20 protein-coding genes and 3 pseudogenes are annotated in these 25,117 nt (G+C 54.8%); 10 read left to right on the top strand and 13 right to left on the bottom strand.

Features of this window, described 5'->3' with window-relative positions; all coding sequences use genetic code 11:
• Positions 1–39: 39 nt before the first annotated feature.
• Positions 40–138, top strand: a pseudogene (locus D1646_RS23155) (recombinase); the annotation flags it as partial.
• Between the two features lie 117 nt (positions 139–255).
• Here D1646_RS23155 and D1646_RS23935 read toward each other — a convergent pair.
• The 9 genes and pseudogenes from D1646_RS23935 to D1646_RS07730 all read right to left on the bottom strand — a co-directional run bounded on the left by D1646_RS23935 (position 256) and on the right by D1646_RS07730 (position 11,256).
• The gene (locus D1646_RS23935; protein ID WP_201754589.1) at positions 256–1,356 is read right to left on the bottom strand and encodes a DUF4261 domain-containing protein; all 1,101 of its coding nucleotides are present in this window, start codon (positions 1,354–1,356) and stop codon (positions 256–258) included.
• A 62-nt stretch (positions 1,357–1,418) separates the two neighbouring features.
• A complete protein-coding gene (locus tag D1646_RS07765) occupies positions 1,419–2,888 on the bottom strand; it encodes a hypothetical protein (RefSeq protein ID WP_160635926.1) in 1,470 nt (489 codons plus the stop codon).
• Positions 2,889–2,921: 33 nt separating this feature from the next.
• Entirely contained in the window at positions 2,922–3,695 is a 774-nt protein-coding gene (locus D1646_RS07760; protein ID WP_160635925.1) for a hypothetical protein, read from the bottom strand.
• Positions 3,696–3,719: 24 nt separating this feature from the next.
• A complete protein-coding gene (locus D1646_RS07755) occupies positions 3,720–3,953 on the bottom strand; it encodes a cytochrome D ubiquinol oxidase subunit II (RefSeq protein WP_160635924.1) in 234 nt (77 codons plus the stop codon).
• A gap of 19 nt (positions 3,954–3,972) precedes the next feature.
• A complete protein-coding gene (locus D1646_RS23930) occupies positions 3,973–5,730 on the bottom strand; it encodes a DUF2185 domain-containing protein (RefSeq protein ID WP_347565157.1) in 1,758 nt (585 codons plus the stop codon).
• Positions 5,731–6,261: 531 nt separating this feature from the next.
• Positions 6,262–8,313 (bottom strand): annotated as a pseudogene (locus D1646_RS23925) (hypothetical protein); the annotation flags it as partial.
• 201 nt (positions 8,314–8,514) lie between these two features.
• Positions 8,515–8,730, bottom strand: coding sequence for a DUF4259 domain-containing protein (locus D1646_RS23145; RefSeq protein ID WP_243154074.1), 216 nt, complete (start codon positions 8,728–8,730; stop codon positions 8,515–8,517).
• A gap of 43 nt (positions 8,731–8,773) precedes the next feature.
• Entirely contained in the window at positions 8,774–9,745 is a 972-nt protein-coding gene (locus D1646_RS07735; RefSeq protein WP_160635923.1) for a hypothetical protein, read from the bottom strand.
• A gap of 284 nt (positions 9,746–10,029) precedes the next feature.
• Positions 10,030–11,256, bottom strand: a pseudogene (locus D1646_RS07730) (IS110 family transposase).
• Positions 11,257–12,137: 881 nt separating this feature from the next.
• Between D1646_RS07730 and D1646_RS07725 the strand changes: the two are divergent.
• The 8 genes from D1646_RS07725 (at position 12,138) to D1646_RS07690 (ending at position 19,812) form a co-directional block, all read left to right on the top strand.
• Entirely contained in the window at positions 12,138–12,602 is a 465-nt protein-coding gene (locus tag D1646_RS07725; protein WP_160635922.1) for a hypothetical protein, read from the top strand.
• A complete protein-coding gene (locus D1646_RS07720; RefSeq protein WP_160635921.1) occupies positions 12,599–12,817 on the top strand; it encodes a hypothetical protein in 219 nt (72 codons plus the stop codon). The genes D1646_RS07725 and D1646_RS07720 overlap by 4 nt, the downstream gene beginning before the upstream one ends.
• A 112-nt stretch (positions 12,818–12,929) precedes the next feature.
• Positions 12,930–14,555: a recombinase family protein gene (locus tag D1646_RS07715; RefSeq protein ID WP_243154073.1), complete on the top strand. Its 1,626-nt coding sequence runs from the start codon at positions 12,930–12,932 to the stop codon at positions 14,553–14,555.
• Positions 14,485–15,807 (top strand): DUF4368 domain-containing protein, encoded by a 1,323-nt coding sequence (locus tag D1646_RS07710; protein ID WP_243154072.1) that lies wholly within the window; start codon positions 14,485–14,487, stop codon positions 15,805–15,807. Before D1646_RS07715 ends, D1646_RS07710 begins: the two co-directional genes overlap by 71 nt.
• A gap of 335 nt (positions 15,808–16,142) precedes the next feature.
• Complete coding sequence (locus D1646_RS07705) at positions 16,143–18,728, top strand: heavy metal translocating P-type ATPase (RefSeq protein ID WP_160635920.1); 2,586 nt, start codon at positions 16,143–16,145, stop codon at positions 18,726–18,728.
• Positions 18,725–18,988: a metal-sensing transcriptional repressor gene (locus tag D1646_RS07700; protein WP_160635919.1), complete on the top strand. Its 264-nt coding sequence runs from the start codon at positions 18,725–18,727 to the stop codon at positions 18,986–18,988. Before D1646_RS07705 ends, D1646_RS07700 begins: the two co-directional genes overlap by 4 nt.
• A gap of 108 nt (positions 18,989–19,096) precedes the next feature.
• Entirely contained in the window at positions 19,097–19,450 is a 354-nt protein-coding gene (locus D1646_RS07695; protein WP_160635918.1) for a sulfite exporter TauE/SafE family protein, read from the top strand.
• A complete protein-coding gene (locus D1646_RS07690; protein WP_160635917.1) occupies positions 19,447–19,812 on the top strand; it encodes a sulfite exporter TauE/SafE family protein in 366 nt (121 codons plus the stop codon). The genes D1646_RS07695 and D1646_RS07690 overlap by 4 nt, the downstream gene beginning before the upstream one ends.
• Before the next feature lie 17 nt (positions 19,813–19,829).
• On the opposite strand, the gene D1646_RS07685 is transcribed toward D1646_RS07690, so the two are convergent.
• From D1646_RS07685 to glsA, 3 genes are all read right to left on the bottom strand, one after another.
• Entirely contained in the window at positions 19,830–20,039 is a 210-nt protein-coding gene (locus tag D1646_RS07685) for a helix-turn-helix domain-containing protein (RefSeq protein WP_160635916.1), read from the bottom strand.
• 222 nt (positions 20,040–20,261) lie between these two features.
• Positions 20,262–21,668: an alanine/glycine:cation symporter family protein gene (locus D1646_RS07680; protein WP_160635915.1), complete on the bottom strand. Its 1,407-nt coding sequence runs from the start codon at positions 21,666–21,668 to the stop codon at positions 20,262–20,264.
• A gap of 20 nt (positions 21,669–21,688) precedes the next feature.
• Positions 21,689–22,633 carry a glutaminase A gene (gene glsA / locus D1646_RS07675; RefSeq protein ID WP_160635914.1) on the bottom strand — a complete coding sequence of 315 codons (945 nt, stop codon included), beginning with the start codon at positions 22,631–22,633 and terminating at the stop codon, positions 21,689–21,691.
• Between the two features lie 276 nt (positions 22,634–22,909).
• On the opposite strand from glsA, the gene D1646_RS07670 reads away from it, so the two are divergent.
• Positions 22,910–23,830 carry a LysR family transcriptional regulator gene (locus D1646_RS07670; RefSeq protein ID WP_160635913.1) on the top strand — a complete coding sequence of 307 codons (921 nt, stop codon included), beginning with the start codon at positions 22,910–22,912 and terminating at the stop codon, positions 23,828–23,830.
• A 49-nt stretch (positions 23,831–23,879) separates the two neighbouring features.
• Here the strand turns inward: D1646_RS07670 and metA are convergent, their stop codons facing one another.
• Positions 23,880–24,794, bottom strand: a complete 915-nt coding sequence (gene metA / locus D1646_RS07665; RefSeq protein ID WP_160635912.1) for a homoserine O-succinyltransferase — start codon at positions 24,792–24,794, stop codon at positions 23,880–23,882.
• Positions 24,795–25,117: the final 323 nt, after the last annotated feature.

Raw genomic sequence — 25,117 nt, 5'->3', positions numbered from 1 at the left:
ACGGAATAGTGGGGCTGGCTGTCGGAAATGGAGGAAACCATGACAAGACAGACCACCCAAAAACTGATTACCGCCCTATATCCGAGATTGTCGCACGAGGACACGCTCCAAGGCGAATCCAACTCCATAAGCAACCAAGACGCCATTTGTCAAGGATATTTTCTCCTATAAAATCGAATATCAAAAAATTAATTCCCTTGTGTTGCTGTTCTGGAAAAAACAGCAGTACAAAGGGAATTAAAATGCTTAGAGAACCTAAAATTCGATTTTCAAACTGTCCCCCTCTACGGCAACGCCCTTGCTCTTTGTAATGGGCAGCTTTTGCTCCTCGGAAAAGCCAATGGTTTCTCCGTCACGCAGAACCACATCTTCGGTAATCACATAGTTGGCAATGTCAGAGAGGAAACCGTGGAGTGTTTGGGCGTCGGCCTGGCTGTCCAGCACCTCCATCTCATCATAGCCGAAGTACCGCATTCCGTCGGTGTAGGCGCAAAGGCCCTTATTGCCATTGTAAAGCCCGATCCAGACCAGATTGTAAATGGGAAACAAATCTTCCTCCAGCATCCCAGAGAAATGCTGATAGTAGTCCGGGGCATAGACCACCTCGCCGGTGTAAATGCCAAGCACCCCATCCTGCTTGCAGGTGGAGGTCACTGTCTTGGTGAGGAATGTGCCGCATTCAATGGGAGAAATCTCCTTGCCTATGACGGCAATCAGAAGATGGGCCGCATGGCCTTTTACCTGTTCCGCCCCGTTGGGCCACATGAAGTTTTTGGCCGCGGCCTCCTCCGCCTCGCCGTTGGGAATGGGCGCAGGCATAAAGGATACGGCGATCATAGCCTCCTGATAGCTGATAACGAACACTTCATCGGTTTCTTCATCTTCGCCGTCCTCGTCTCCGCCGTCATCGGGTTCATCCTCAATGCCCCAGGTCTCTTTCAGGTCCCGCAGAAGGGCCTCTCTGTCCCACTTGGCCTCTTTCAGGAGAACATAATTGACGAAGGTGCCGGGGTTCTCCTTTTGCTCTTCCGCTCGCTGGGCCTGCTCCATCCAGTAGGAGCGCATCATTTCCACCAAGGCAATGGCCTTTTCCTGGGCAGTGGCCGGGTCATAGTTCTCCATCTCGCTGAACACATGGCCGCAGTGCTCCAGCTCGTCCCCCTCGTAGCCGCCGCAGACGCCCAGCAGCCATTTCCCCATCAGGCTCTTTTTGTACTTAAAAATGTAGTAGTGCAGATCGTGCAGATCAAACTCCCCGGCACACTCGATTTTTGCTGGGGCCTTGCCCAGCTCCGCAGGGTGAGCAAGCCACTCGGTCAGGGATTCCATAGCGGCATTCATTTGTTCCTGGTTCACATCAGTTTCCCCCTTTAAGGTTAATTTTCTGATATTCGGTCAGTCTCATGCTTGACGCTCCGTTAAAAATTCCGCAGTCTCTCAAATTCCTCCAGCAAAGCATTTTTCTGAAAAACACCCTCCGGCAGGGCATCCAGGATACCCCAAAGCGCCGTGGAAATCTCATCCCGTTCCTCTGTTTCAATAAAGCGCATCTTATTGAAGGTCTGCGTATAGGCGGCAACAGCGGCCAGAGCGTATTCCTGGACATCCTGGCCCGGTTCCTGAGAGAGTTTCAGCAGTTCACTCCGGGTCTTGCGGTATTGGCTGGCCGCTTTCCGGGCGGCAGCGGCAGGGATATGTTCTGCGCCGTCCCAGCCGCGAAAGGGGTTGTCCAGGTTTTGGGCCAGCCACTCCGCTTTTCTGGGTTTTGTGATCCACAAGTCAAAGCCCTCCGCACGTTTTTTCTGATAGAGCTTTTTGGCCTCCTTTGCCGCGTCCTCCGGCAGACTTGTCATCCAAAACCAGCGGAGGTGGGGCATCCGTTCTGGTCCGGGAATCTCCTGTGCGGTAAAACCGAACAGGTCATAGGTAGAAAATTCCTCCAGCTCTCGAAATTGCTCCACGGCAGCGAAATTGCGGATATTCCCTGGCTTGCCCCACAAGCGCAGCTCCCGCAGATGGGGGTAGTCAGAGGATAGTTCCTGTAAGTCTATTTCGTTGATCTCAATGCCATACAGACTGTGCAGGCCAGTCAGTTCTGGGTGTGCCCGGACACTCCGGCGAAATTGGAACATGAGACGCGCCCCCTCCTCCTTGGCATGAATGCGGCATCGTTCCGGTCCGGTATTCAGGAAACAGAGCTGCTCCATTTCTTCATTCAGCCATAGTTCCTCCACATCTGTCAGGTCGATCAGCAGCTTGCTCAGATGACTTCCCCGAAGGTCAAGCTGTTGGCATCCGGGGACAGCGAAAGAGAGTTCTGTCAAAAATGGATTTGTCCGCAGATATTCTAAAAGACCTGGGTGCCAGCATTCCAGGTTCAGTGCTGACAGACAGGGGAGGGAACGCAAATCCTCCGCATGGCCGAAGGGGACATATTTATCATGCAGACGACGGGTATTTACCCGCACCTCAGTCCCGGCCAGCTGAACGGTTTCTGTGCTGTCTATCGCTGACTTGAATACCCGGCGCTGTCCCTCTGGAATCTCCTGCCACTGGAGCTGGCGGTATACCTCATATCCATCATCCCAAGGGCCATAGACATCGCTGCTTTCCTGGCAGAAGGACGGGCGATTGCCAACGTAGATGTAGTGGGATGGCACTTCCGCAGCTACATTACACAGACGTAGACATCTGGGCCAGTACATGAAGTCCTTATAGAGAGGCTTTAGACCTCCCAGTTGATGTGCTCCCAGCGGCTCCGGGCCGGACCAATCCAGAGGGAGGCAGACCGCGCTCCCGTTCGGCTCCACCTTCGTGATTTGACAGGCGGTGTAGCGGTTCAAATAGTGATTGTAGATGGTGAAAACATCTCCAGCTTTTGCTTTCACAGGAAGTCGTATCCTTTCTTGCGCAATCCGGCATCAGTAATCCAGTAGAATCGGCACTTGATTTTCCTCAGCAAACTTTAGCGCCTGATAAAAGAGGGAAAACGCATATTTCGCCAGGGACTGTGTGTTGTACTGGATACATTCAGCCCCCATTGTTATCACACCGTCTGCGCCAACAGTCCCATCTGTCGGATAGCCCTCAGTCTGTTCCCACTGGAGGATCATGTCCTCATCCGCCTGCCACGCCATTTGATTAAGCCGCTCCAGCTCCTTGCGGAGTCCGGCTGTGGTAGCGATCATCGTCTGATCGCCAGTTGGCATCGGCCCCTGGAACATAAAGCTGTCCGGCAGCGGCAGCCAGCAGGATGCACCTCGAAACAGCGACCAGACCTTATCCGTATCCTCTGAAAGCCGGTCGATCAAAGGGTAGTCCAAAAACTGCCAATCTTTCTCTATGGTATCTGGTACAGGTTCCCCATAAACATGGCAGGCGGCGACCAGCAGCATAGCGCCAAAGGCATCCCAGTCCGGCTTGTCGGTATAATAAGGCTTTTCGTTGTTTTCCGTCCATGGGGTGTAAGGTTTTTGCCCCGGCTGGGTGATCGCTGACAAAACCTGTTGCTGCCAGTTTTCAATATCCGCCTGAATTTCAGCGGGGGACATTTTTTCATCTTCCGGGATTTCATCGCCGCTTGGAGTAATACGCTGAAAAGTATATCCGTGTTCCTCTGCCCATTGCTGAACGGCGGTTTTCCAGTTGTGCGCATAGTATCGAGTCATTGTGCCAGCGTAAATATCAAGTCCCATAATGATGCTCCTTTCATCATCGTGCTAACGCCCCGCCAGTACCATGTTCCAAACGCTCACGACCACCAGCGCCCCGCCCAGCAAGAAGAAGATCACCCTGCGGGTGCTCCTGCCATAGCGGTGGGACTGTGGCGCGCCGATGGGGTCGCACAGCCAGTTCCAGTTCAGAGCCGCCCCTACGATCAGCACCACACCGGCCACGATCAGGATGATGTTCCAATGTTCCTGCACGAACGCTGTAATTTTTTCACTGTCCATTTATGTCAGCCTCCTGCCGTCAGCTCTCGTGGGAGATGTTCACGATTTGCCTGTCCGCGTTGAAATAAATCACCAACAGCTCATTGGTGATTTCCGGGTCAAAGGTCAGGTCCATAATGAATCTCTGTTCCTCCGTTTCTTCATCCAGGAAGCTGCCAAAACGCTTGAGCTGAAGGTAGTCTGCCATCTCCGTCAGGGTGAGGGCGGAGGGGTTCTCCACCGGGAACAGCGCTTTCACCATATTCTCCGGCAGATCGTCCCGGTGAAACTCCATAAAGTAGGACACGATGCCGTAATATTCGCTGGTATCATCCGCCAAAACGTCCTTCACAAACTCCTTGGCCTTTTCCTCCAGCCCCTCTACCTCATCCTCCCCGGCCTCGTCCTCAGCCTCATAAAACTGGCCGTCCTCGCCCCGTTCCAGCCATGTGCCGTAGGGCATACCCAGCAGCGGGATAATATCGGGGTCATGATTGCAGAGGGTGTTGAGGTCATAGATGCTGAAATGCCGGCTGTCATCACAATATTCCTCATCCTCGTCACCAGCCAGGAAATTCCAGCCGCTGTCCCAGCCCTCGTCTCCCCGGTCAGGCTCCAGGCGGTAGAGCTCCCCGACCTTGCAGCCGTCCACCATGACGCGGTCAGAGGCGAAGCAGCCGCGGGGACCGTTCCAATCCGGGAGCAGAGGCCTGATGTCCTCCGGCCTGATACACAGCGTTTTCCTCGGCTCCTGGTTTTCCTCCAGCGCCTCCCACTGGGCAAACCGCCGGCTGATGATCTCCGCCATCTCCTGATAGTACCGCTCATCCCAGGGGACAAACAGGTAAGCCTCACCGCCGTGCCGGTCATCCCCGAAGTAGGCTCTGGCGTGGGCGGCAATGTCTTTGTTGTAGTTGTAGGGAGTGGCCTTGCTGCCCCAGCTATACCAGCGAGCAAACTCCGTTCCCTCTCGGTCGAACCAGGTCAAATGCAGCCTGCCCCGCAAGTCCTCACTGTCCCGGAGGAACACACGCAGATCGGAGAATTGTCCGCCCTTTACCGCCTCCACAACGTCCTTATGCTCCGCTAGGAAGGGGTTGCTCATCCGGTCGTGCTCCATGCACCAGCGCAGATAGATCGCCATGTGATTGTAAGCGGCCAGCTCCTCCACCGGGAGCTGCTTGTCCCGGATGACGGCAAGGTGAGTCTTTGCCTCGTCCATCAGGGCGTCGTCATAGGCGATGGCCTCCGCGTCGGTGATGACATTGGGGCGGGCCGGGTCGATCACTTCCAGCAGTTCATCCGGGAATTTCTCCAAAAGCCTATCTACATCGTGTTCCCGCTTAAACTTGATTTCCTCCCGATAGAGGGGGATGACCTGATAGAAGTTTACCGGCTCCCCGTTGGGAAGGGTACAGACCGAGGCGGGGTCGCCAAATACGCCGGGGGACAGCAGCACCACGCCGCAGAGCTTGGTGTTGTCGGCATGGCTGTCCTCCGAACCGTAGACGGTATGCCCCCAGCCCAACCAGGTGTTGTGGAGCATAGGATACCGGGCCAGGGCTTTCAGGATGCCCACCGGCCAGAACCAATGCTCGTCCTCCCAGGCGTCCTCATCCAGGTTCCAGTCTGGGGGCAAATTGATCAGCAGCTCCGCCCGGGCCTCGTCCTTCTCCGGCGCGTTCATGGTGTAAGCGCCCATTCCCATCGTAACAAGGGTGTAGTAGTTGTGATCTTCTCTGGGCGGAATGACGCAAATATCCAGATGGACATATTCTCCCGGAACCGTTTCGTGCATGATCCAGTCAAACTTGCCGAAATGGGTTTCGATATGGGCCTCAATGGTATCCATATCCGCCTTGTCGTATAGGTCCAGGTGAGCAAACAGCTCTCGCTGGTCCTCCTGCCGCAGGTAGTCCACGCAGTCGTCTATCAGCTGCTGCGCATTTTTGTTCTCCGGGTCCAGGGCAAGCCACTTCTTGGCGTACTCCAGCGCCTCGGCCTCCCGGTTCTCTGCCATGTAGAGGGCATAAGCGATACGGGAGTGCCAATAGGGGTCGTTCTGCCCTTCCTCCCAGATGGACTCGAAGATTTCCAAGGCGCGGGCCAGGGTCTCCTGGTCCACATCGTCATCATCTTCACCTTGGCACTCCCGGTGGTCCCCCAGGACGGCCAGATTGCTGTACGCTCGCCCCAGTAGGAGGGTCAGCTGATAGCCCCGCTCTCCCTCTGGGATGGCCTCGATTGCCTCAATGCACTTGGTATACTCGTCCGCATCATTCCACTCTTCGATGCTCCGCAGCAGGCCCTCCGGCACACCTTCTTCCCGCTGCTTTCGTTTCTCAATTTCATCCTGACACTCCTGGATCACCATTCTGGCATTTTCGTCACTGGGGTCCAGCTCCGCCCACCGCTGGGCGTAGGGGATGGCTCTTTCCTCCTGCGCATAGAGGTACTGATAGCCGTAGGCCATGCGCATATTCCACTCCGCCTTGTCCGCACCCTCTTCACGGACGGACTCCAGCAGGTCAATCGCCCTGTGCAGGGCCTTGTCGCCCTTCCACTTTGGAGTCCCCTGGTCATGGTCGCCGATGATAGCGTAGTTTTCCAGAGCACGGACCAAGGCAAATGTCATGCGGTAGTCCCACTGCTCCTTTGGAATGGCCTCGATTGCCTGGATGCACTTGGTATACTCGTCCACATCGTTCCATTGCTCTAGTTGCTTGAAGAATGCCTCGGTGTCCTGTGGGGTATCAGGGATATGATCCATTCCAGACAGAACTTCCTTCTGCGCATCCTCCCGAACCTCGGTGTTCGGCTCATCATCCGGTACATCTGCGTCTTTGAGCGTTATTGCACCAGCTTCCCTGCGGAAGGTGTGGAAAACGGCCCAGGGGATATCGTTGTCCTCAAAGAACTCTCTGGCTATTTTGAGTGCCGCCCGGAGATCCCAGGCGATAAAGTCTACATAACCGAAATAGAGGCCGGTGGCCCCGCCGGTGAGGGTGAGCATCTCCGGGCCGTCTCCGGCGGTAAGCGTTTCCTCCAGCTTGTCCCGGAAGTCGAAAATCTTCTGGCTGCCTTCTTCCTGCCGCAGAGTGTCCAGAGGGTAGCAGAAAAAGCCCGCTACCGTTCCATCTGCATGGAGTTCATCCATGAAGTCGTTGTCGGCGCACATATAGCCGTTGATAAGAGGGACACAGCAGGTGGACCCCACCATCACATCCAGCCGCCAGTCGGCGTCCGGGTCCTCCTTCGGTTCCATTCGGTAGCCGGTGTAGTTTTCCAGATAAGCCTCCGGGTCGGTGGAGAGGTCCAGTCCCCTTTCCTTCAGTTTGTCAGGCAAGTGGGACATGAGAATGGACGGTTCAGCCTTGGATTCCTCCAGCACATCGAAACTGTCTATGTACCGCATATGGGGAATCTCACCCAGCACCTGGTCGGTGAGGGTGGTGAGCATCCACCACACCCGCCCTTCTTCCTCCCGGAGCATAGGCAGCAGCTTTTCACAGTAGGCGGAGATGGCAAAGCTGTTCTTGCCCTGTTCCTCCAGCCAGATTTGCACATCCTCCCCGGAAATATCCCAACCATCATCGGTCCGCAGGCCGATATTCCGGATTGGCTTACGGCCTACCAGGATGTTCCAATGCTCCAGTACCTTTTCAGGGGCGTGTCTTTGAAAGTAGACCAGCTCAAACAGCTTGACCTTATCCCCCTCCGGGGTGAGGATCAGCTCATATTTTTCCCCGTTAAAGCCCATCTCAAAGGAAATCTCGTCAAAGACAAGGTTCAGAATTTCCTCCATTTGGGCCGCAATCTCTGCGCCGCGGGTGAGGTCCAGGTTCTTGTCCTCATCCATCATCCGGCGCAGCTCTGCCTCCTGTTCGGCAAAGGTTTCCCACCAATTTTCCGTTCTCTCCCGGAAACACTCTGAAAACTGAGGCCAGGAGATACCTTTTTGGCACCAACTGATAAACTCCTTGGTGTCCTCATCGTCAGGGCGGGCCTCCAGCGCCTTTTCAAAGTACCGCAGGGCACGGCCCTCCTGATCTAAGAAGTAATAGGAATAACCCATGCGGTAGTTCCAGAAATAGTCCCCCGCAAAATATTCCTCATGGGGTTTCAGCAGAGCGATGGCTTTTCTGAGCAGTTCCGAATAATCCGGCTTGCCGGGAGTCGCCAGATTGTTATAGGCACGGGCCAGTTCGCTGTCCATCTCTGGGGTGCGCTCCTGGGCGGGAATGGCCTCCAGTGTATCAATGATTTTCTGGTATTCATCGTTCTCATGCCACTTCTGGCACTGCTGTAAAATGTCCATCTCCTGTTCCTCCCCGGATTGTTCCGAATCCAGCCGCCCAATCAGCCAATTCAAATGCTCCAACCATGCGGGGTCGATCTCTCCGCCGCCCTCATTCTTCCAAAGCTCCACGCTCTCCCGAATACCGTCCTCGTCCGGCACCTCGTTTTTGATGTCGGTGAGCTGCCGCAATAGGAAAGCAAGAGCATCCTTGTCGGCGGTAAAGCCGGTAACTTTCCTCCAGACATTCTCTCCGCTGTTGTAGTCAAACCTGCCGTGGTCCTTCTACTGGAAATACAGCTCCGCCAAGGCCATGGCGGTATTGTCAAAGAGAAAATCAATCTGTGAAAGTTCCTCCCCCAGCATAGTCTGCTCTTTCATCAGCTGGATGACCTCGCCCAAATCCATCACCGGATGCTCCGGCACATATTCGTTTTCAAGGATGTTCAGCACATCCAGCCCTTCGTCGCTCTCTAATGCTTTTATGCCCCAAGCGCCCATATCTGTATCTCTCTTTCTTTATTTTTCCGTTTAATGTCCATTGTCAACGGCAGTCATCCACCCGTATAATAGGGCGGCAAAAATCGTAGTCAATATTCAGCATATTGTCCTCCTGCACCTCCGGCTTTCGGTGAGGAGAACAGGGGAGAAAGCCCACCAGCGGCCCCATACCTCCGCAAATATTACAGCCTCCGTCCCCGCCGCAGGTGGTGAGGGTGTCCGCCTCCACGACCTCCCGCATATAGGGGTCATAGGCAATGGAGAGGCCGAAGAAATTCGGTTCTTCCATATCATAGGGCTTGTCCTTATCCTCCAGGGCTCCAAAGTGGAGAAGGTGCATATCGCTTTTCAGCCCGTCCCCCCAAGGAAACAGGGTGCGGCATCCGCCGCCGCAGAGGTAAGCCCATTCATCCGCAGTGGGGAGCGAAAAGCCCTGTTTGCGCAGCAGTTCTTTCAACTGGGGATAGGTCACATCATGGTAGAGATACGCCCTCCACTGGCCGTCTGTGTAATCAAACCGGGCGTGGCCCACCAGATTAAGCCCCCACATCTTGGAACGCTTATGATCTTCAAATTCCTTCAGCCAGTCCGGGTGTTCTAGTAGCCGAGGGTCCTGGAAATCAACCGGCTCCCAGCCGATCTCCTCCAGTTCCCGCCCCACCAGCATGGGGGAGATCGTGGCTTGACGGACCGGGGCCATATCCTTACAAATGAAATCTTCTGGAGTTCCCTCGTACTCGTATTCCCCGAATACATAGTTCAACTCCGCCAGATTATCTTCGTCCAATCCCTCAGAGAATTGCTCCCAGCCCAGTGTAATGGTGTTGCCGGGGACAAAGGCAAGCTCCCGACCGTCTTTCTCAAAAACTCCGGTGGTGCAGCTCTGCCCCCAACGGGAAAAGGTTTGCAGGCCCTTGAACAGCAGACTGTATCGTTCCGCCAATGTCTGCATCCGTGTCATTTTTTCGGCTGTATCCATTCTTTCAAAATGGGGCAGGCACCATGTTTTATCCATAGACAGCATCTCCTTATATGGCAGAAAACACTCTCTTATATTTTATCATGCTTCCTCTGGGTTTGGAAGAACCTTTTGAGATATTTCTGCCACTGTATTCATATTTTGCTTTTCAAACAAAATATGATATAACTGGTTTCGCTACTTGGCAAACCTGCAAATAGGTGTCAAGCCCCAAAATAAAAAAGTCAGCATAATTTTTGCGGCATGAAAATGAGTATAACAAAACAAGCCGGTCAGCGAGAGATTTTTGCAAACCGGCTGAACAGGGCTGATGTTATCGGTTAAGCGGCGGTGCTTGCCTCAGCATCCAAGGCCAGCAGATGTGCTTTCACCCTGGCGTAGTAGATACGCAGGAATTTGGCAGCGCCGGCCACCATGTAAACATAAAAGTGCTTGCCCTCGGCTCGCTTTTTATCCATGAACTGAAATATGGGATTGGCCGGGTCAGAGTGCTGGAGGATTGTGCTGGCGACCATAAACAGGGTCTTTCGCAGATTGGGGGAACCGCGCTTGGAGATGCGGCGGGACTTGGAGTCGAATGTGCCGGACTGGAAAGGCGGCGCGTCCATGCCCGCGAAGGCTACCAGAGCGCCCTTGTGGGTGAACCGGCGCACATCGCCAATCTCCGCCATAAGCTGCGGCCCGGTGACCTCGCCTGCACCCTGCATAGCCATGACAATATCGAATTCCGGCAGCAGGGAAGCCAGACGGAGCATCTCGCCCCGCAAGATATACAGCGCATCATAGACGGCGTTCAGGCTGTCCACAGCCTGAGCGATCAGCAGCTTGGTACTGTCGTTCTTGGGGAATGTAGCCACAGTATTTCGAGCGGCAGTGTGAAGTTTTTCGGCGTCAGACTGAGAGACGCGATACCCTGATTTGGCACACCATTTGCGGTAAGCGTCCAAAAAAGCGGCGAGGGAAATGCCCGCCACACAGTCCCTGTGCCAGAAGCGTTTCACAAAATCCACCCACTTGAAATGGCCGTTGGAACGCCTGGGCTGGGTGTCAAAAAGCGTATTGACGCCGGGAAACGCCTAATCCAGCAGAGAGATCAGGCCGTTGCGGAGGACCACGCTGGATTTTTGAGTGCGCAGGTATAAACGATTCTGCATTTTCAGCATCTGCCGGGTCTCGTCCTCTGGCGAGTAGTCCCGCAGCTCCGCCCAGAAGGACAGGGCATAGTTGGCGATCTTCATGGAGTCGGCCTTGTCCGTTTTGACCTTGCGCAGAGAGTTGTCGCTGAAATCGTGGATGAGCATGGCGTTGACAACGCTGACGAAGAAGCCAGCCTCCTTTAGTGCCAAGGCGATGGGCCGCCAGTACATCCCCGTATGTTCCATGACGATGCGGATGTCCCCGCCGATGCTCCGCAGTGTTTTTACCAGACTGGACAGTCCGACGGCGTCATGCTCCACAGAAAACGGCGTCAGCACCACTTCGCCGCCCGGTCTGCGTACAGCGACTGTGCTTTTCCCCTTGGATACATCAATGCCGACAGCGGTGATTGGTTCATAGTTCATTTGCAAACCTCCCAAATCAAAATGGTTTCAACCGGCGCCCGCCGCTGCCCATCACCGATTCAGCTTGCTGTGTGACACGAGTGGGCGGTGTTGTCCGCTCCTCAACCTGCGCAAATCGAACGCTGCAATGGGAGGGCCGGCTGACAGTTTGCGCAATCGAGCGTGACAGCTCAGGCAGTGCCTCGTCAGTCCGGTTCCCTCCCATTGTAGCTTAGGTGTGGGCCGCTGCATAGGGCGGCCATCTCCCCCGTTTTTGGGGGTGTCACCATTGTAGCAAGCAGTGTATTTGTTCCCACAAATACTCAAAACGGACTTCCAGCGTGACCGCCGGAAGTCCGTTTTTGCTTGTTGGTGGCTCCTGCCCCCAAACCCCTTTTCGCAGAATTCCATTCTGCGGCTGCGCACCGTTCCGGCGCTTTTCCTCCCGTCTCCGGCAGAGATTTTTTGCAAACGGCGAGGTTGGCTTACCAGCATAATCGCATACTGCCTCGTAAATGGAAAGGGCAGTTTTTCAAAAAAGTCCGTCAGGCTTGCAGAGCCGCAGCCAGCGTGAAACGCTGTTCAAAGGGTTTGGGATGCTTCCCAACAAGCAAAACCTGCGGTTTCCGGCAACGCTGGAAATCGCAGGTTTGAGCGTTTGTATATACAAACGCCCTGCTTGCCCAGTAGTGAAAGCCTGTACTGTCCGCCAGCCCTCGACAAAATTTTCCCAAAGGCATTGACAGGAACACCTGTTTGTGCTACCATAATGGGGAACTGAATACTGCACATATTTTTCACGCAGATACATAGACCGAACCACAGCGTTTTTGCTGGGGTCGGTCTTGTTGTGTCTGCGTTTTTTGTTTTTGAAAGGAGGCTGGACAATGGAGAAAATCAAGACGGAGAAAGCCGAGCGCAGGCGGGGCAGGCCGAAGCTGGACGCCCGCATCACCGGGGAATACGCCCCCAGCAGGCGGCAGGCACTGAACAAGATGTATATGTACGAGGGCGTCCACCTGTTATCGGTAGCGGCTACCGAAATTCCAAACAATGAGATTTTATGGCAGGAGGACAGAACAGCGGTCACCGTGAAATCCCGTGACGGCATTCTGGAACAGCTCGGCAGAATGGCGGCGCAGGACAAGCTGGCCTGCACCGATTGCGTCTATCTCGCTAACCTTGCGATCAGTGCCATTCAGGTCGGGTACACAACACGGGAAGTGGAGACTGCTTTGCGGAAAATCCGCATGGCGGCAAAGGCCAGCATGATAAATCCAAACAACGAGGCTCTTTATTCCGCATTGGGCAACGCCGTAGATATTCTGCGGAGAATGGGAGGTATCGCTTGAAGAAAATCGAAAATCATCCTGTGGAAATCGCCGTTGCTGGGGAGGTCCCAGGCTTTGAGTGTGGAGGACACCGAAGCGTATTTTTGAACCTGGGCCTCGATGTGGAAATGGACGGGGTGACCTATCACCTCATCAGCCGGTTTTCCGAAAAGACCGAGATGGGGGATGTCCTGGACACGATAGAATTGGAGCGCAGCCAGCGGCAGACAGCATAAAAATTTCCTGTGTCTGCCGCGAAAGATATTGCTTTAAAGCGATAAAGCGGGTATAATGGCATCAGGTAACAAGATGCTATGTGCCTGCGTCCAGGGAGGTAAAAAAATCAAGATGCAGGAAAACTACAATGTTGGAATTTATTGCAGGCTCAGTCGTGATGACGAAAGAACCGGGGAGTCTGTGTCCATCGAAAATCAAAAAATCATGCTTGGCCGGTATGTGCAGGAACAGGGCTGGAACTTCTACGCCGCCTACTGCGATGACGGAGTCTCGGGTACGACCTTCGACCGTCCCATGTTCAATCAGATGATTGCCGATGCCAGAGCGGGGAAAATCAATCTGATATTATGCAAGGACCTCAGTCGCCTGGGCAGAGATTATATCGAAGCGGGTCGATATACAGACATCGTTTTTCCGAGTATGGGCTGCCGGTTCATCGCTCTCAATGATGGAGTGGACACCATTCACAAAAACAATGAGATGCTGGTTATTCTGAAAAATGTCATGAATGACCTCTATGCACGCGATACCAGCAGTAAAATCCGGGCGGTGAAACAGTCCACCTTCAAGAGCGGAAAGTATATCGGCTGTTACGCTCCCATCGGCTACCGAAAATCCCCGGCAGACAAGCACATTCTGGAGATTGACCCTGTGACCGCACCTATCGTTCGCCGCATTTTCGATATGCGCTTGCAAGGCGATACCTTTCGGAAAATCGCCCGAACGCTCAATGAGGAGGGTGTACCATCGCCGCGAGGTTTCTACTATATGGCGGAGGGCAGGCCGAACCTGCGGGGCGAAACGCCGTATTGGAACGATGTGACAGTCAAGACCATTTTGCGGAATGAGGTCTACCTGGGTCACATGGTGCAGAACAAAACCGGCACCGTCTCCTACAAGGTCCACAAGCAGGTCAGCAAGCCGAAAGCGGACTGGATTAAGGTGGAGCATACCCATGAGCCGCTGGTCTCTCAGGAGGTCTGGGACGCCGTTCAGAGGCTGGACAATCATCCGTCAAAGGGGCGTTCCGGCAGCGATGGGGAAATCTCCTTATTCGCCGGCGTTCTCTACTGTATGGATTGCGGATCGTCCATGCGCATCCTGAAGGACTATCGGAGCCGGAAACGCCATGCAGACGGGCATTACGGAAGCTACAAAGCGTATATGTGCAACCGCTACGGCTACGGCGGAAAAGCCGCCTGTTCCTCCCACTATATCAACTGCAACACGCTGACGAAGCTGCTATTGCTAGACATCCACGCAAAGGCGATGCTGGCGCAGAACAGCCCAGCCGCCCTCAAGGAGAAAATCCTCGCCCAAAAGAACGCCGCCAGTCTGGAGCAGACAAAGGCACTCCGAGCAACGCTGGCGGCGGTAGACAAGCGGCTGGCGGAACTGGAAAAGCTGGTGGTGTCGGCTTACGAGGACAAGGTGAAGGGCGTCATGCCGGAGGCGCTGTGCGTCCAGCTGATGAACCGCTACGAGGACGAACGCAGGAGCAAGCTGGAACAGCGGACGCAGCTCACAGCGCAATTGGAGGCTCAAAGGGAGGACGAATGCGCCGCCGATGAATGGCTAAACCTGATTCGGGACTACTCCCAGCTTGAGGAACTGGATCGCCCTACCCTCCTGCGTTTGGTTAAGCGCATCGAGGTGGGCGAGAAGTATGAAATCGCCGGAGAAACCCACCGGGACATCAAAATCTACTACAACTTTGTCGGGTATATTGAACTGTAAATCTGTACTTCTTTATGCGAGGTTATCTAACGATTTTTACGCCAAAGATACAAGCAAAAAGGTACGGGCAATCAAGAGGGCGCAGGGACAGGCGGGGGAACATCTGACAAAGCCGCCCTATGGCTACATAGTAAGCCCTACGGACAAAAAGCAATGGATTGTAGACGAGGAAGCCGCCGCTGTGGTGAAACGGATTTTTGATTTATGTATCGGTGGGAAAGGCCCTATGCAGATAGCAAAAATCCTCAAAGAAGATAAGGTACTGACTGCCAAAGCCCACTACGCAAAGAAAAAGGGGAAAGCACTTCCCGAAAATCCCTATGACTGGAGGGATAGTACCATTGTCGGTATTTTGGAGCGTATGGACTACTGCGGGCATACGGTGAACTTCAAAAGCTATTCCAAATCCCACAAGCTGAAAAAGCGGATTCCTACCACAAAGGAACAGCAGGCGGTTTTCTATAATACCCATGAAGCGATTGTGGAGGACGCAGTTTTTGAACGAGTGCAGGAACTAAGGGCGAACAAACGCCGCCCAACAAAAGCAGACCGACAGGGCTTGTTCTCCGGCTTGGTATACTGTGCGGATTGCGGGAGCAAATTACACTTTGCCACTTGTAAAAGTTTTAATGGCTCACAAGACCATTACCGCTGTGTAAAGTACAAGAGCAATACGGGAAGCTGTACGGCTCATTTTATCCGCGAGGAAGTGTTAAAGCAGATAGTATGGAGCAGAATATTTGATGTGACTGCCCTTTTCTTTGATGACATCATGGCTTTCCATGAAATGATGTATCAGCAACGCTCCGCTGAAACAGAAAAAGAAATGAAGCGCAGGAAGCGGGAAGTCGGACAGGCGAGGAAGCGGATAGCGGAACTTGACCGTATCTTCAAGCGGATTTATGAGGACGACATAAGCGGTGCAATCAGCCATGACAGATTTTTGAAGCTGTCCGCAGAGTATGAAGCGGAACAACGGGAACTGGAAGAAAAAGTTAAGGCAGACCAGCAGGAAGTCGATACTTACGAACAGAATAAGAGCGATTTTGACAGCTTCGCCGCGATTATCCGCAAGTATGTGGGGATAAAAGAACTTACCCCCGCAATCGTCAATGAATTTATCAAAAAAATCATAGTCCATGCGCCGGAAAAGGTGAACGGGAAACGGGTACAGAAAGTAGATATTGTTTTCAATTTTGTGGGTGAACTCAATTTCCTTTCTGACATGCAACCGAAACGGCAAGGCGCATAGGAACTCAAAAAGACGGTACAGCCCTTGTAATCGGGGCTATACCGCCTAATCTGAAATTACTTCCCTCTAACCGTAAACATTTGTGCTTGCACTGTTTTTTTATGAGATAATATAACAGGTAAATCTACTTTACAGCATTTGGGGCGGAAGGAAAACAGAGAAGCTGAGCTGTAAAGTGGACTGGCTTTCAAGACAGTGAGGAACAGACGGGTATAAAGTGTGGTAAAACGGCCAAACTTCTCCTTGACAGAAGAAGGGCTCTGGGTTATAATCAAGATACCCCACCCCAGGGGGGTGTATCGAAAAGGAAAGACTGGAAAGTAAGGTGAAGCGGTATGACCAAGCAGAAGTTCAATATTACTGGAATGACCTGTTCCGCCTGCTCCGCCCACGTGGAGAAAGCGGTGCGCAAGCTGGAGGGGATAAAAGCAGCCGACGTTAGCTTGATGACCAACTCTATGACGGCGGAGTTTAACGAAGAAATTCTGTCCTCAGAGGATATTATTGCGGCGATAATACGATCCGGATATGGGGCGTCTCTGCCCAGAAAGGTGGGGGCCAGGGTTCAGACCGCCCCCCAGGAGGATACGATGGCCCAGGAGCTGGCCTCCATGAAGGGGCGGATGATCTGGTCCTTTGTGTTCCTCATTCCCCTGTTCTATATCTCCATGGGCCACATGATGGGTGCGCCTCTGCCCAGCTTTTTGCTGGGACATGAGAATGCGGTGGCCTTTGGGCTGACCCAGCTGCTGCTCACGCTGCCTGTTATGTATCTCAACGATAAGTATTATAAGGTGGGATTTAAAACTCTCTGGAATCGAGCGCCCAACATGGACAGCCTGATTGCGGTGGGCTCCTCCGCTGCCGTTGTCTATGGCGTCTTTGCCATTTACCAAATGGGCTATGGCTTGGGCCACGGAGATATGGAATTGGTGGCAAAATACCACATGGACCTGTATTTTGAATCTGCCGGTATGATTCTGACCCTGATTACCATGGGCAAATTTCTGGAGACTCGTTCCAAGGGCAAAACCGGCGAGGCGATCACCCGCCTGATGGACCTGGCTCCCAAAACGGCCACTGTCCTCCGGGAGGGCGTGGAGACCGAAATCCCGGTGGAGGAGGTCCAGGTGGGGGACCGGGTTGTGGTACGCCCCGGCCAGTCCATCCCCGTAGACGGCGTGATTGTAGAGGGCCAGTCTGCCGTGGATGAGTCCGCCCTCACCGGCGAGTCCATTCCTGTGGATAAGGGCATAGGGGACAAGGTGGCCGCCGCATCCATCAACAAGTCGGGCTTCTTCACCTTTGAGGCCAGCCGGGTTGGGGAGGATACAACTCTGGCCCAGATGATCCGGCTGGTGGAGGAGGCCTCCGCGTCCAAAGCCCCTATTGCCAAGCTGGCCGACAAGGTGGCAGGGGTCTTTGTGCCGGTGGTAATGGCCATTGCCCTGGTGGCCGCCGCTGCCTGGCTGGTCACCGGCCACAGCGCAACTCAGGCCCTCACCGCCGGAGTTGCTGTGCTGGTCATCTCCTGCCCCTGTGCATTGGGTCTGGCAACCCCTGTGGCCATTATGGTGGGCACCGGCAAGGGGGCGGAGAACGGCATTCTCATTAAATCTGCCGAGGCCCTGGAGACCCTCCACACCGTGAACACCATTGTCCTGGACAAGACGGGCACCCTAACCCAGGGCAGGCCGGTGGTCACGGATATCCTTCCCGTTGGCGCTCCTGGAGTCAAGGAGGAGGACCTGCTCTGGATTGCCTACTGCCTGGAGAAGCCCTCCGAACACCCCCTGGCCGCCGCCATTGTGGAGGAGGCGGAGCGGCGGAAGATCCAACACCAGCTGGTCCAGGTCAAGGACTTTGAGGCCATCCACGGGCGGGGCGTCCGGGCGGAGCTGGGGGATCACGTCCAGTTCGGCGGCAACCGAGCTATGATGGAGGAAGAGGGCATCGACCTGGGCGAATGGGCCGCGAAAGCGGATGAGCTGGCGGCTCAGGGCAAGACGCCCCTATACTTTGCGGACCAACCGGAGCGAGAATTACTAGGTATTATCGCCGTGGCCGACACGCCAAAGCCTTCCAGCAAGGATGCAGTGGCCGCCTTCCAGGAACTGGGGCTGGATGTGGTCATGCTTACCGGCGACAACCGGCGCACCGCCGAGGCCATTGGCAGGGAGCTGGGGGTCACCCAGGTGATCGCCGAGGTGCTGCCCCAGGACAAGGAGCGGAAAATTGCCGCCCTCCAGCAGGAGGGGAAGAAGGTGGCCATGGTGGGAGACGGCATCAACGACGCCCCCGCCCTGGCCCGGGCGGAGGTGGGGCTGGCCATTGGGGCGGGCACCGACGTGGCCATTGAGTCCGCCGATATTGTGCTGATGAAGTCCGACCTGCTAGACGTAGCCGCCGCCGTGGAGCTGTCCCGGGCCACCATCCGGAACATCAAGCAGAACCTGTTCTGGGCCTTTTTCTACAACTCGCTAGGGATTCCCCTGGCCGCCGGCGTGTTCTACGCGGCGCTGAACTGGCAGCTTAATCCCATGTTTGCCGCCGCCGCCATGAGTCTCAGCTCGGTCACGGTGGTGACCAACGCCCTGCACCTGCGTTTTTTCAAGAGTAAGTACCAGTCTGAAGCTCCAGCGGCTCCCGCCTGCGATGGCGCCTGCCCTCTGGAGTTGAAGGATAACACAAATCAAGGAGGAAACAAAACCATGAAAAAGACCATGATGATCGAGGGTATGATGTGTACCCACTGCACCGGACGGGTTGAGAAAGCCCTGGCCGCCATTGACGGGGTTTCCGCCGTGGAGATGAGCCTGGAGGGCAAGTCCGCAGTCCTGACCCTCAGTAAGGACGTGGACAACCAGGTCCTCACCGACGCCGTGACCCAGGCGGGCTATGAGGTGGAGTCCGTCCAGTGAAGGCCGACCACGCCCAGGTGACCCGGCTGCTGAAGACCGCCCGGGGCCAGATCGACGGCATTTTGAAGATGGTGGAGGAGGACCGGTACTGTCTGGAGGTCTCCAGCCAGATCATGGCCGCCCAGTCCATTCTGAAAAAGGCCAACCGTATGGTCCTCCGGGGACACATGGACTGCTGTGTGCGGGAGGCCGTCTCCTCCGGCGACCCCGACGCCAAGCTGGAGGAGCTGGCCACTCTGCTGGATAAGCTGGCGGAGTAACGGAGGCTTTGATTCCTTCTGATTGCTTGTACCAGCATGGAGCAGGAAAGAGAAGTTAACACATAAACCGCCCTCTTCCGGGAAAGCTAGCCTGGAGGGGGCGGTTTTTTGCACTCAAAATGGAAATACGCCATTGCCGGGGGATTGGCGGGGATTGCCAATGGTTTGTTTGGCGGCGGGGGCGGGTCGGTGCTGGTGCCTCTGCTGACTGGGTACTGCGAGCTGGACCAGCGCCGGGCCTTTGCCACGTCGGTGGCTGTGATTTTGCCCCTGTGTACGCTGTCGGTGGGGATCTATTTTCTGCGGGGCGGGCTGGACCTGATGGCAGCCGCGCCCTACCTGATTGGCGGGGCTGTGGGAGGCTGGGCCGGCGGAAGGTGGTTCAAAGGGATGAAAGTGTCCTGGCTGAAGCAGGCCTTCGGGCTGCTGCTGATTTACGGAGGGGTGAGGAGTCTTTTATGAGTGACTGGATACTGCCCCTGGCGGTGGGGGCGGCCACAGGGGTCCTGTCCGGCTTCGGCGTGGGAGGTGGGACCCTGCTGCTGGTCTATATGACCGCCTTTGCAGGAGTGGACCAGCGGCTGGCCCAGGGGATCAATCTGCTCTATTTTCTCCCCGCCGGATTGATGGCCCTGCCTGCCCATGTGAAGAACGGCTGTATTGAGAAGGAGGTGCTCCTTCCGGCCATTAGCGGAGGTCTGCTCTGCGCTGCCCTGGCCGCCTGGGTCGCTACAGCCATGGAGGTGGGCCTGTTGCGGAAATGCTTTGGCGCATTTTTGATTGTGGTTGGAATCATGGAGCTGCTGGGAAAGAAAAGGGGCTGACCTGACCGCATGGTCAATCAGTCCTCCTTTTTATTTGGAATAAATTCAATAATGTCATTTACACTGCAATTCAGAATTTCGCAGAGAATATCAATGGTGTTGGTGGAAATGGAATCTCCATCCTTTATTCTGCGGATAGAGGAGCTGCTGACACCATGTTTTTGCAGGGTATATGTGGTTGCCTTGCACTGTTCCATTGTTCGTTTGAGTGGAGCATAAGAAATCAAACAAATCCCTCCATCCCCTTTACATATCTCTATTATTGACTATAATAAAGATAAAACGTTATAGGCAATATTGCCTATAACAGGAAAGAAGGTCAGAGAGGACTCAATCAGCTTTTCCCTGCGGCGGACGGAGTGCCGCAGCCGTTGGGGCTGGCAGGGTATGCAGCAAAAAATCAGGACGCCCCATCTGGGACGTCCTGCGTGTATGGAGTGGTTTCTGGATCAGTTCCAGAAATCGGTCTTTTCCTTCAGGCCGATTGCGGAGGCCTTGAAGACAGGGTCCTTGCCCTGGCTGCGCTGGTCGGTATAGTCCTTCAGCGCTTTCATAGCGGTATTGCCCAGAATGAGGATAACGGGCAGGTTGACGATGGCCATAAAGCCCATGAGCACGTCGGCGGTATCCCAGATCAGACCAAAGTTCAGCTGAGCGCCGATAAAGACGATGGCGATTGCGGCAATGTTAAAGATGGTCTTGGTGGTCTTGCTCACAGTGTGGCCGGCAATGTAGTTCAGGGCGCCGTCACAGTAGTACAGGTTGCCCAGCAGGGTCGTGAAGGCGAACAGCAGCAGAGCAAAGGTGATGAAGTAGGGGCCCACAGCGCCGAAAGTCCGGGCCAGGGAGGCCTGTACGAAGGGGGCGCCAGTCAGCTCCCCGGAGGGAGTGATGCCGGTACACAGAGCCATAAGGGCGGTGGCGGTACAAATCAGGATAGTGTCGATGAACACGGACAGCATCTGGACCAGGCCCTGCTTGGCGGGGTGGGACACGTCGGCCGCGGCGGCGGCGTTGGGAGCGGAGCCCACACCGGCCTCGTTGGAGTACAGGCCGCGCTTAATGCCCTGCATCATAGCGGAACCGGCGAAGCCGCCGAAGATAGCCCGGAAATTGAAGGCCTCGGAGAAGATCTTGCCGATGACCATGGGGACCTGGCCGACATTCAGGACCACCACTACAAGGGACAGGAGGATGTAGATGACGCCCATTACGGGGACCATGACGCCGGTGACTTTGACGATGCGCTTGCCGCCGCCGAAGATACACACACCCACCAGGATAGCCAGCAGGGCGCCGCCGATCATGGGAATAGAGTCGTTGTAGAACTCGTAGCTGGTGAAGCTGGTAATCAGGTTGAAGGAGGCCGCCATATTAAAGCCGCCAGCGTAGGTGGCGATGAGGAGCACCGCAAAGATCACGCCCAGAGCACGGCTGTGCAGCGCCGCCTCGATGTAGTAAGCGGGGCCGCCGTAGCTGCCGCCGGTGGGGTCCTTCTTCTTGTAGATCTGAGCCAGGGTGCTCTCTACAAAGGAGGAGGCGCCGCCCACCAGAGCGGTGATCCACATCCAGAACACAGCGCCGTAGCCGCCGAGGGCGATGGCGTTGGCCACGCCCACGATGTTGCCGGTACCCACGCGGCTGGCGGTGGAGACCATCAGGGCCTGGAACGCGGAGACAGAGTTTTCATCCTTGGGTTTCTCACTGACCACCCGGACAGATTCAACCAGCAGCCTCAGCTGAATGAATTTGCTTCGGAAGGTAAAATACAGACCTACGCCCAGCAGCATGATAATCAGGATATAGCTGTACATCCAGTTACTGAGTGTGCCGATTATGGTAGAAAACAATTCCATGATTTTCCCTCTCTCTTCTTTTAATTTTGTTCTGTGGGGACCGTACGTTGGGCATATCGATCCAGGATGTGGAGCTTCTCCCGGCGGGAAATATACTCCAGCACCTTCTGCCCCGCCACGCTGTTGCCCTTGCGGTCCAGACTGGGGCCGTATACACCAATGCCCATCTCACCTGGAACCACGGACAGGATGCCGCCTCCCACGCCGCTCTTGCTGGGAAGACCCACCCGCACGGCAAACTCGCCGCTTCCGTCGTACATACCGCAGGTCAGCATCATGGTCAGGGTCGTTCGTACCACCTCCTCCTTTAAAAGTCTGCGTCCGGTTTCCGGCTGGACGCCGCCGTTTGCCAGCAGCTGTCCCAGGTTGGCCAGACTCTCCGCCGTTACGCTGAGAGAGCACAGCTGGGTATACAGCCGCAGGGTCTCGTCCACGTCCCCGTTGATCAAGCCCTTGCTCTGAAGCAGGTAAGCTAGGGAGCGGTTGCGGGCGCTGTGGGACCACTCGGAATGGAATACGTCCTCGTCCACGGTAATGTACTTGTCTCCACACAGACCTCGGACGGCGGACAGCATATATTCCAGCCCCAGAGGGACCAACAGCTCCACAATGGCAATGGCCCCCGAGTTGACCAGGGGATTGAAGGGGATGTCCTCGCTGTCAGAGATGCGGGACATAGCGTTGAAGGAGGCGCCGGAGGGCTCCATATTGGTTTTGAGGAATACCGCGTCAAAGCCGTGGTGCTCCAGCGCCATCGCCAGATTAATCGCCTTGGAGATGCTCTGGATGGTAAACCGACGCTGCCAGTAGCCACAGTGCAGTTCCTCTCCGTCAATGGTTTTGACACATATGCCCAGCTCCCGTCCATCCGCTTTGCTCAGTTCAGGGATGTAGCTGGCCACCTCACCCTTTCCGGTATAGGGTTTTCCAAATTCCAATGCCTGCCTCAGCAGGACCTCATCCATAGTATACACTCCTTTTCCTGTTTCTCGATATCACGCCGCAGGGGCGAAAACCGGTCGCTTTCAACAATTTGAACTGACAACTCCAGCTCCTGCCCCTGAACTTTGTATATATTATAGCACAACAGGCGGGCGCTGGATAGTACCTGTTTCATATACCTAATATCTCAAATAGCTTTAACAGAGAATATATTCATTTTGCACAAAGTGTGATACAATACGCTAAAGTGAAAATACCAACACGCTTGAAGGAAAATACACAGAAGGAGGGCGCGGGTTATGAACCTGAAGCATCTGGAGTATTTTATCACAGTAGCGCAGATGGGGTCCATCAACCGGGCGGCCCAGGCGCTGTTCATTTCCCAGCCGCATCTGGGAAAAATTATTCGGGATCTGGAGCAAAGTGTGGGGGTTCCGCTTTTCACCCGGTCCAACCACGGGGTAACTCTTACACCGGAGGGGATCGAGTTCCAGCGGCGGGCCCAGCGGGTCATGGTGGAACTGGGGGGCATCTTCAGTCATCCGGACGCCGGAAATCTGAAGGATGTCTCCCTGTCTGTCTCAATGACCAAGTACTCCCATATCATGGAGAGCTTTATCCAGACCGTGCTCCAGCACAAAGATCTGCCCGCCTATGCCCACCGCCTCCAGGAGGGGGATCCCATTGATGTGATGGAGGATGTGTATAATCACCGCACAGATGTGGGGGTTCTCCATTTTGGACAGGGCCAGCGAAAAAACATGATGGCTCTGCTCCGGGAGCGCCAGCTGGCCTACCGCCCCTTGGCCCGCATGACGCCGCACATACTGATTTCCAAGGAACATCCTCTTCTGCTGGAGGGTGAGGAAGTGACGCTGGAATCCCTGTCCGGATACGGCTTTGTCCGCTACGAGGGACAGTTTGAGGACTTTAATTATGAGCTCTTCTCCCAGGGGTCCCAGTTTAATCTTAGCGTCAATCCCAAAATGGTCTATATTGTTGCCCGCGCTTCTCTGCTCCATCTGCTGGCAAATACCGATTTCTACTCCATTGGCATTCAGGATTTTACCATCCAGCAGTCCTCCTACCAGGTGGTGTCCATCCCCATTGAGGACTGCCGGGGGCTGCTGGAGTTTGGCTATATTCACCCGGCGGGGGTCCAGCTCAACAGTATCACCAGGGAGTTTCTTACCGACCTGAAACGGCGGCTGGTACAATAGTGTAAGACTGGGGCGAGCCCATTTGCGAGGGCCGCCCCGGTTTTTGCGTTTAGATTTGGGTGATATCGTAGGGAGTGGTCTGATATACGTAGTAGTTGAGCCAGTTGGTGTAAAACAGCTGACCGGCAGAACGCCAGCGGACCACAGGGGCCTGGGCGGGGTCATCGCCGGGAAAGTAGTGCTTAGGGATATCAATGGGCAGATTTCGCTCTACATCCCGGAAGTACTCCCGGGCCAAGGTATCCGGGTCGTACTCCGGGTGGCCGGTGATGAAAAATCGGCGGTTATCCTCGCTCTTCACCGCAAAGACCCCGGCCTCCTCCGACACAGCCAGCAGCTCCAGGCCGGGGACCCTTTGAATGTCCTCTGCATGGTTCTCAGTGTGCCGGGAGTGAGGGACGTAAAAGACGTCGTCGAAGCCTCGGAACAGAGGGGATTGCTTTTTCAGGGCGGTATGGGGGAAAACGCCGAAGAGCTTGCGGTCCAGAGAGTACTTGGGAATGCCATAGTGGTGGAAAAGGCCCGCCTGGGCACCCCAACACACATGAAGGGTGGAGTGGACATGGGTCGTGGTCCAGTCCATAATGGTACACAGCTCAGGCCAGTAGTCCACATCGGTGAAGTCGTAGTTTTCCACTGGGGCCCCGGTGATAATCATGCCGTCGAATTTTCGGTCTTTGATCCGGTCAAAGGTGGTATAAAAGGAGGAGAGATGGCTGGCGTCGGTGTTCTGAGAGGTGTGGCTGGCCATTTGCAGCAGCTCTACCTGAACCTGAAGAGGAGAGTTGGACAACTTTCGCAGCAGCTGCGTCTCGGTGACGATCTTAGTGGGCATCAAATTGAGGATGACCAGATTCAGCGGACGCATATCCTGGTGAATGGCCCGATATTCTGTCATAACAAAGATGTTTTCCCCCTCCAACGTGGCTCTGGCGGGCAGAGAGTCGGGGATTTTAATAGGCATATGCTATCCCTCCTGTAAATTTAATTCTTATATTATATAGGGTACCATAAGAGGTGCCGTTCTGCAAGAGAAAATCTTGCGGCCAAATGTCTTTGAGAAGTGGACTTTTTCCGGGAGGAGAGGGGGAAAAGGAGGTATGGAAAAAATTTGAGAAATTTCAAAAAAATGCTTGACAAAGAGAAAAGGACGTGGTATTATGTCGAAGCTGTCCGCGAGAACAGGGCACAGAAGTCAGCAAGCCGAGCAAGGACAAAAAACTTTGAAAAAAGTCGAAAAAAGTTCTTGACAAAGGCTGGGCGGTGTGGTAATATATGAAACCGTTG

The sequence above is a fragment of the Pseudoflavonifractor sp. 60 genome, from assembly GCF_009911645.1.
In the GTDB taxonomy this organism is placed as follows: Bacteria; Bacillota; Clostridia; order Oscillospirales; family Oscillospiraceae; genus Lawsonibacter.
Note: the sequence above shows the minus strand (reverse complement) of the source record. Positions and strands in the feature narration are given on the sequence as shown.

Bases quoted from the DNA above. Each gene is read 5' to 3' on its own strand.
- D1646_RS07760 (WP_160635925.1), bottom strand. From the start codon at position 3,695: ATGGGACTTGATATTTACGCTGGCACAATGACTCGATACTATGCGCAC.
- D1646_RS07755 (WP_160635924.1), bottom strand. From the start codon at position 3,953: ATGGACAGTGAAAAAATTACAGCGTTCGTGCAGGAACATTGGAACATC.
- D1646_RS23930 (WP_347565157.1), bottom strand. From the start codon at position 5,730: ATGCACGAAACGGTTCCGGGAGAATATGTCCATCTGGATATTTGCGTC.
- D1646_RS23145 (WP_243154074.1), bottom strand. From the start codon at position 8,730: ATGGGCGCTTGGGGCATAAAAGCATTAGAGAGCGACGAAGGGCTGGAT.
- D1646_RS07735 (WP_160635923.1), bottom strand. From the start codon at position 9,745: ATGGATAAAACATGGTGCCTGCCCCATTTTGAAAGAATGGATACAGCC.
- D1646_RS07725 (WP_160635922.1), top strand. From the start codon at position 12,138: ATGGAGAAAATCAAGACGGAGAAAGCCGAGCGCAGGCGGGGCAGGCCG.
- D1646_RS07715 (WP_243154073.1), top strand. From the start codon at position 12,930: ATGCAGGAAAACTACAATGTTGGAATTTATTGCAGGCTCAGTCGTGAT.
- D1646_RS07710 (WP_243154072.1), top strand. From the start codon at position 14,485: ATGAAATCGCCGGAGAAACCCACCGGGACATCAAAATCTACTACAACT.
- D1646_RS07705 (WP_160635920.1), top strand. From the start codon at position 16,143: ATGACCAAGCAGAAGTTCAATATTACTGGAATGACCTGTTCCGCCTGC.
- D1646_RS07690 (WP_160635917.1), top strand. From the start codon at position 19,447: ATGAGTGACTGGATACTGCCCCTGGCGGTGGGGGCGGCCACAGGGGTC.
- D1646_RS07680 (WP_160635915.1), bottom strand. From the start codon at position 21,668: ATGGAATTGTTTTCTACCATAATCGGCACACTCAGTAACTGGATGTAC.
- glsA (WP_160635914.1), bottom strand. From the start codon at position 22,633: ATGGATGAGGTCCTGCTGAGGCAGGCATTGGAATTTGGAAAACCCTAT.
- D1646_RS07670 (WP_160635913.1), top strand. From the start codon at position 22,910: ATGAACCTGAAGCATCTGGAGTATTTTATCACAGTAGCGCAGATGGGG.
- metA (WP_160635912.1), bottom strand. From the start codon at position 24,794: ATGCCTATTAAAATCCCCGACTCTCTGCCCGCCAGAGCCACGTTGGAG.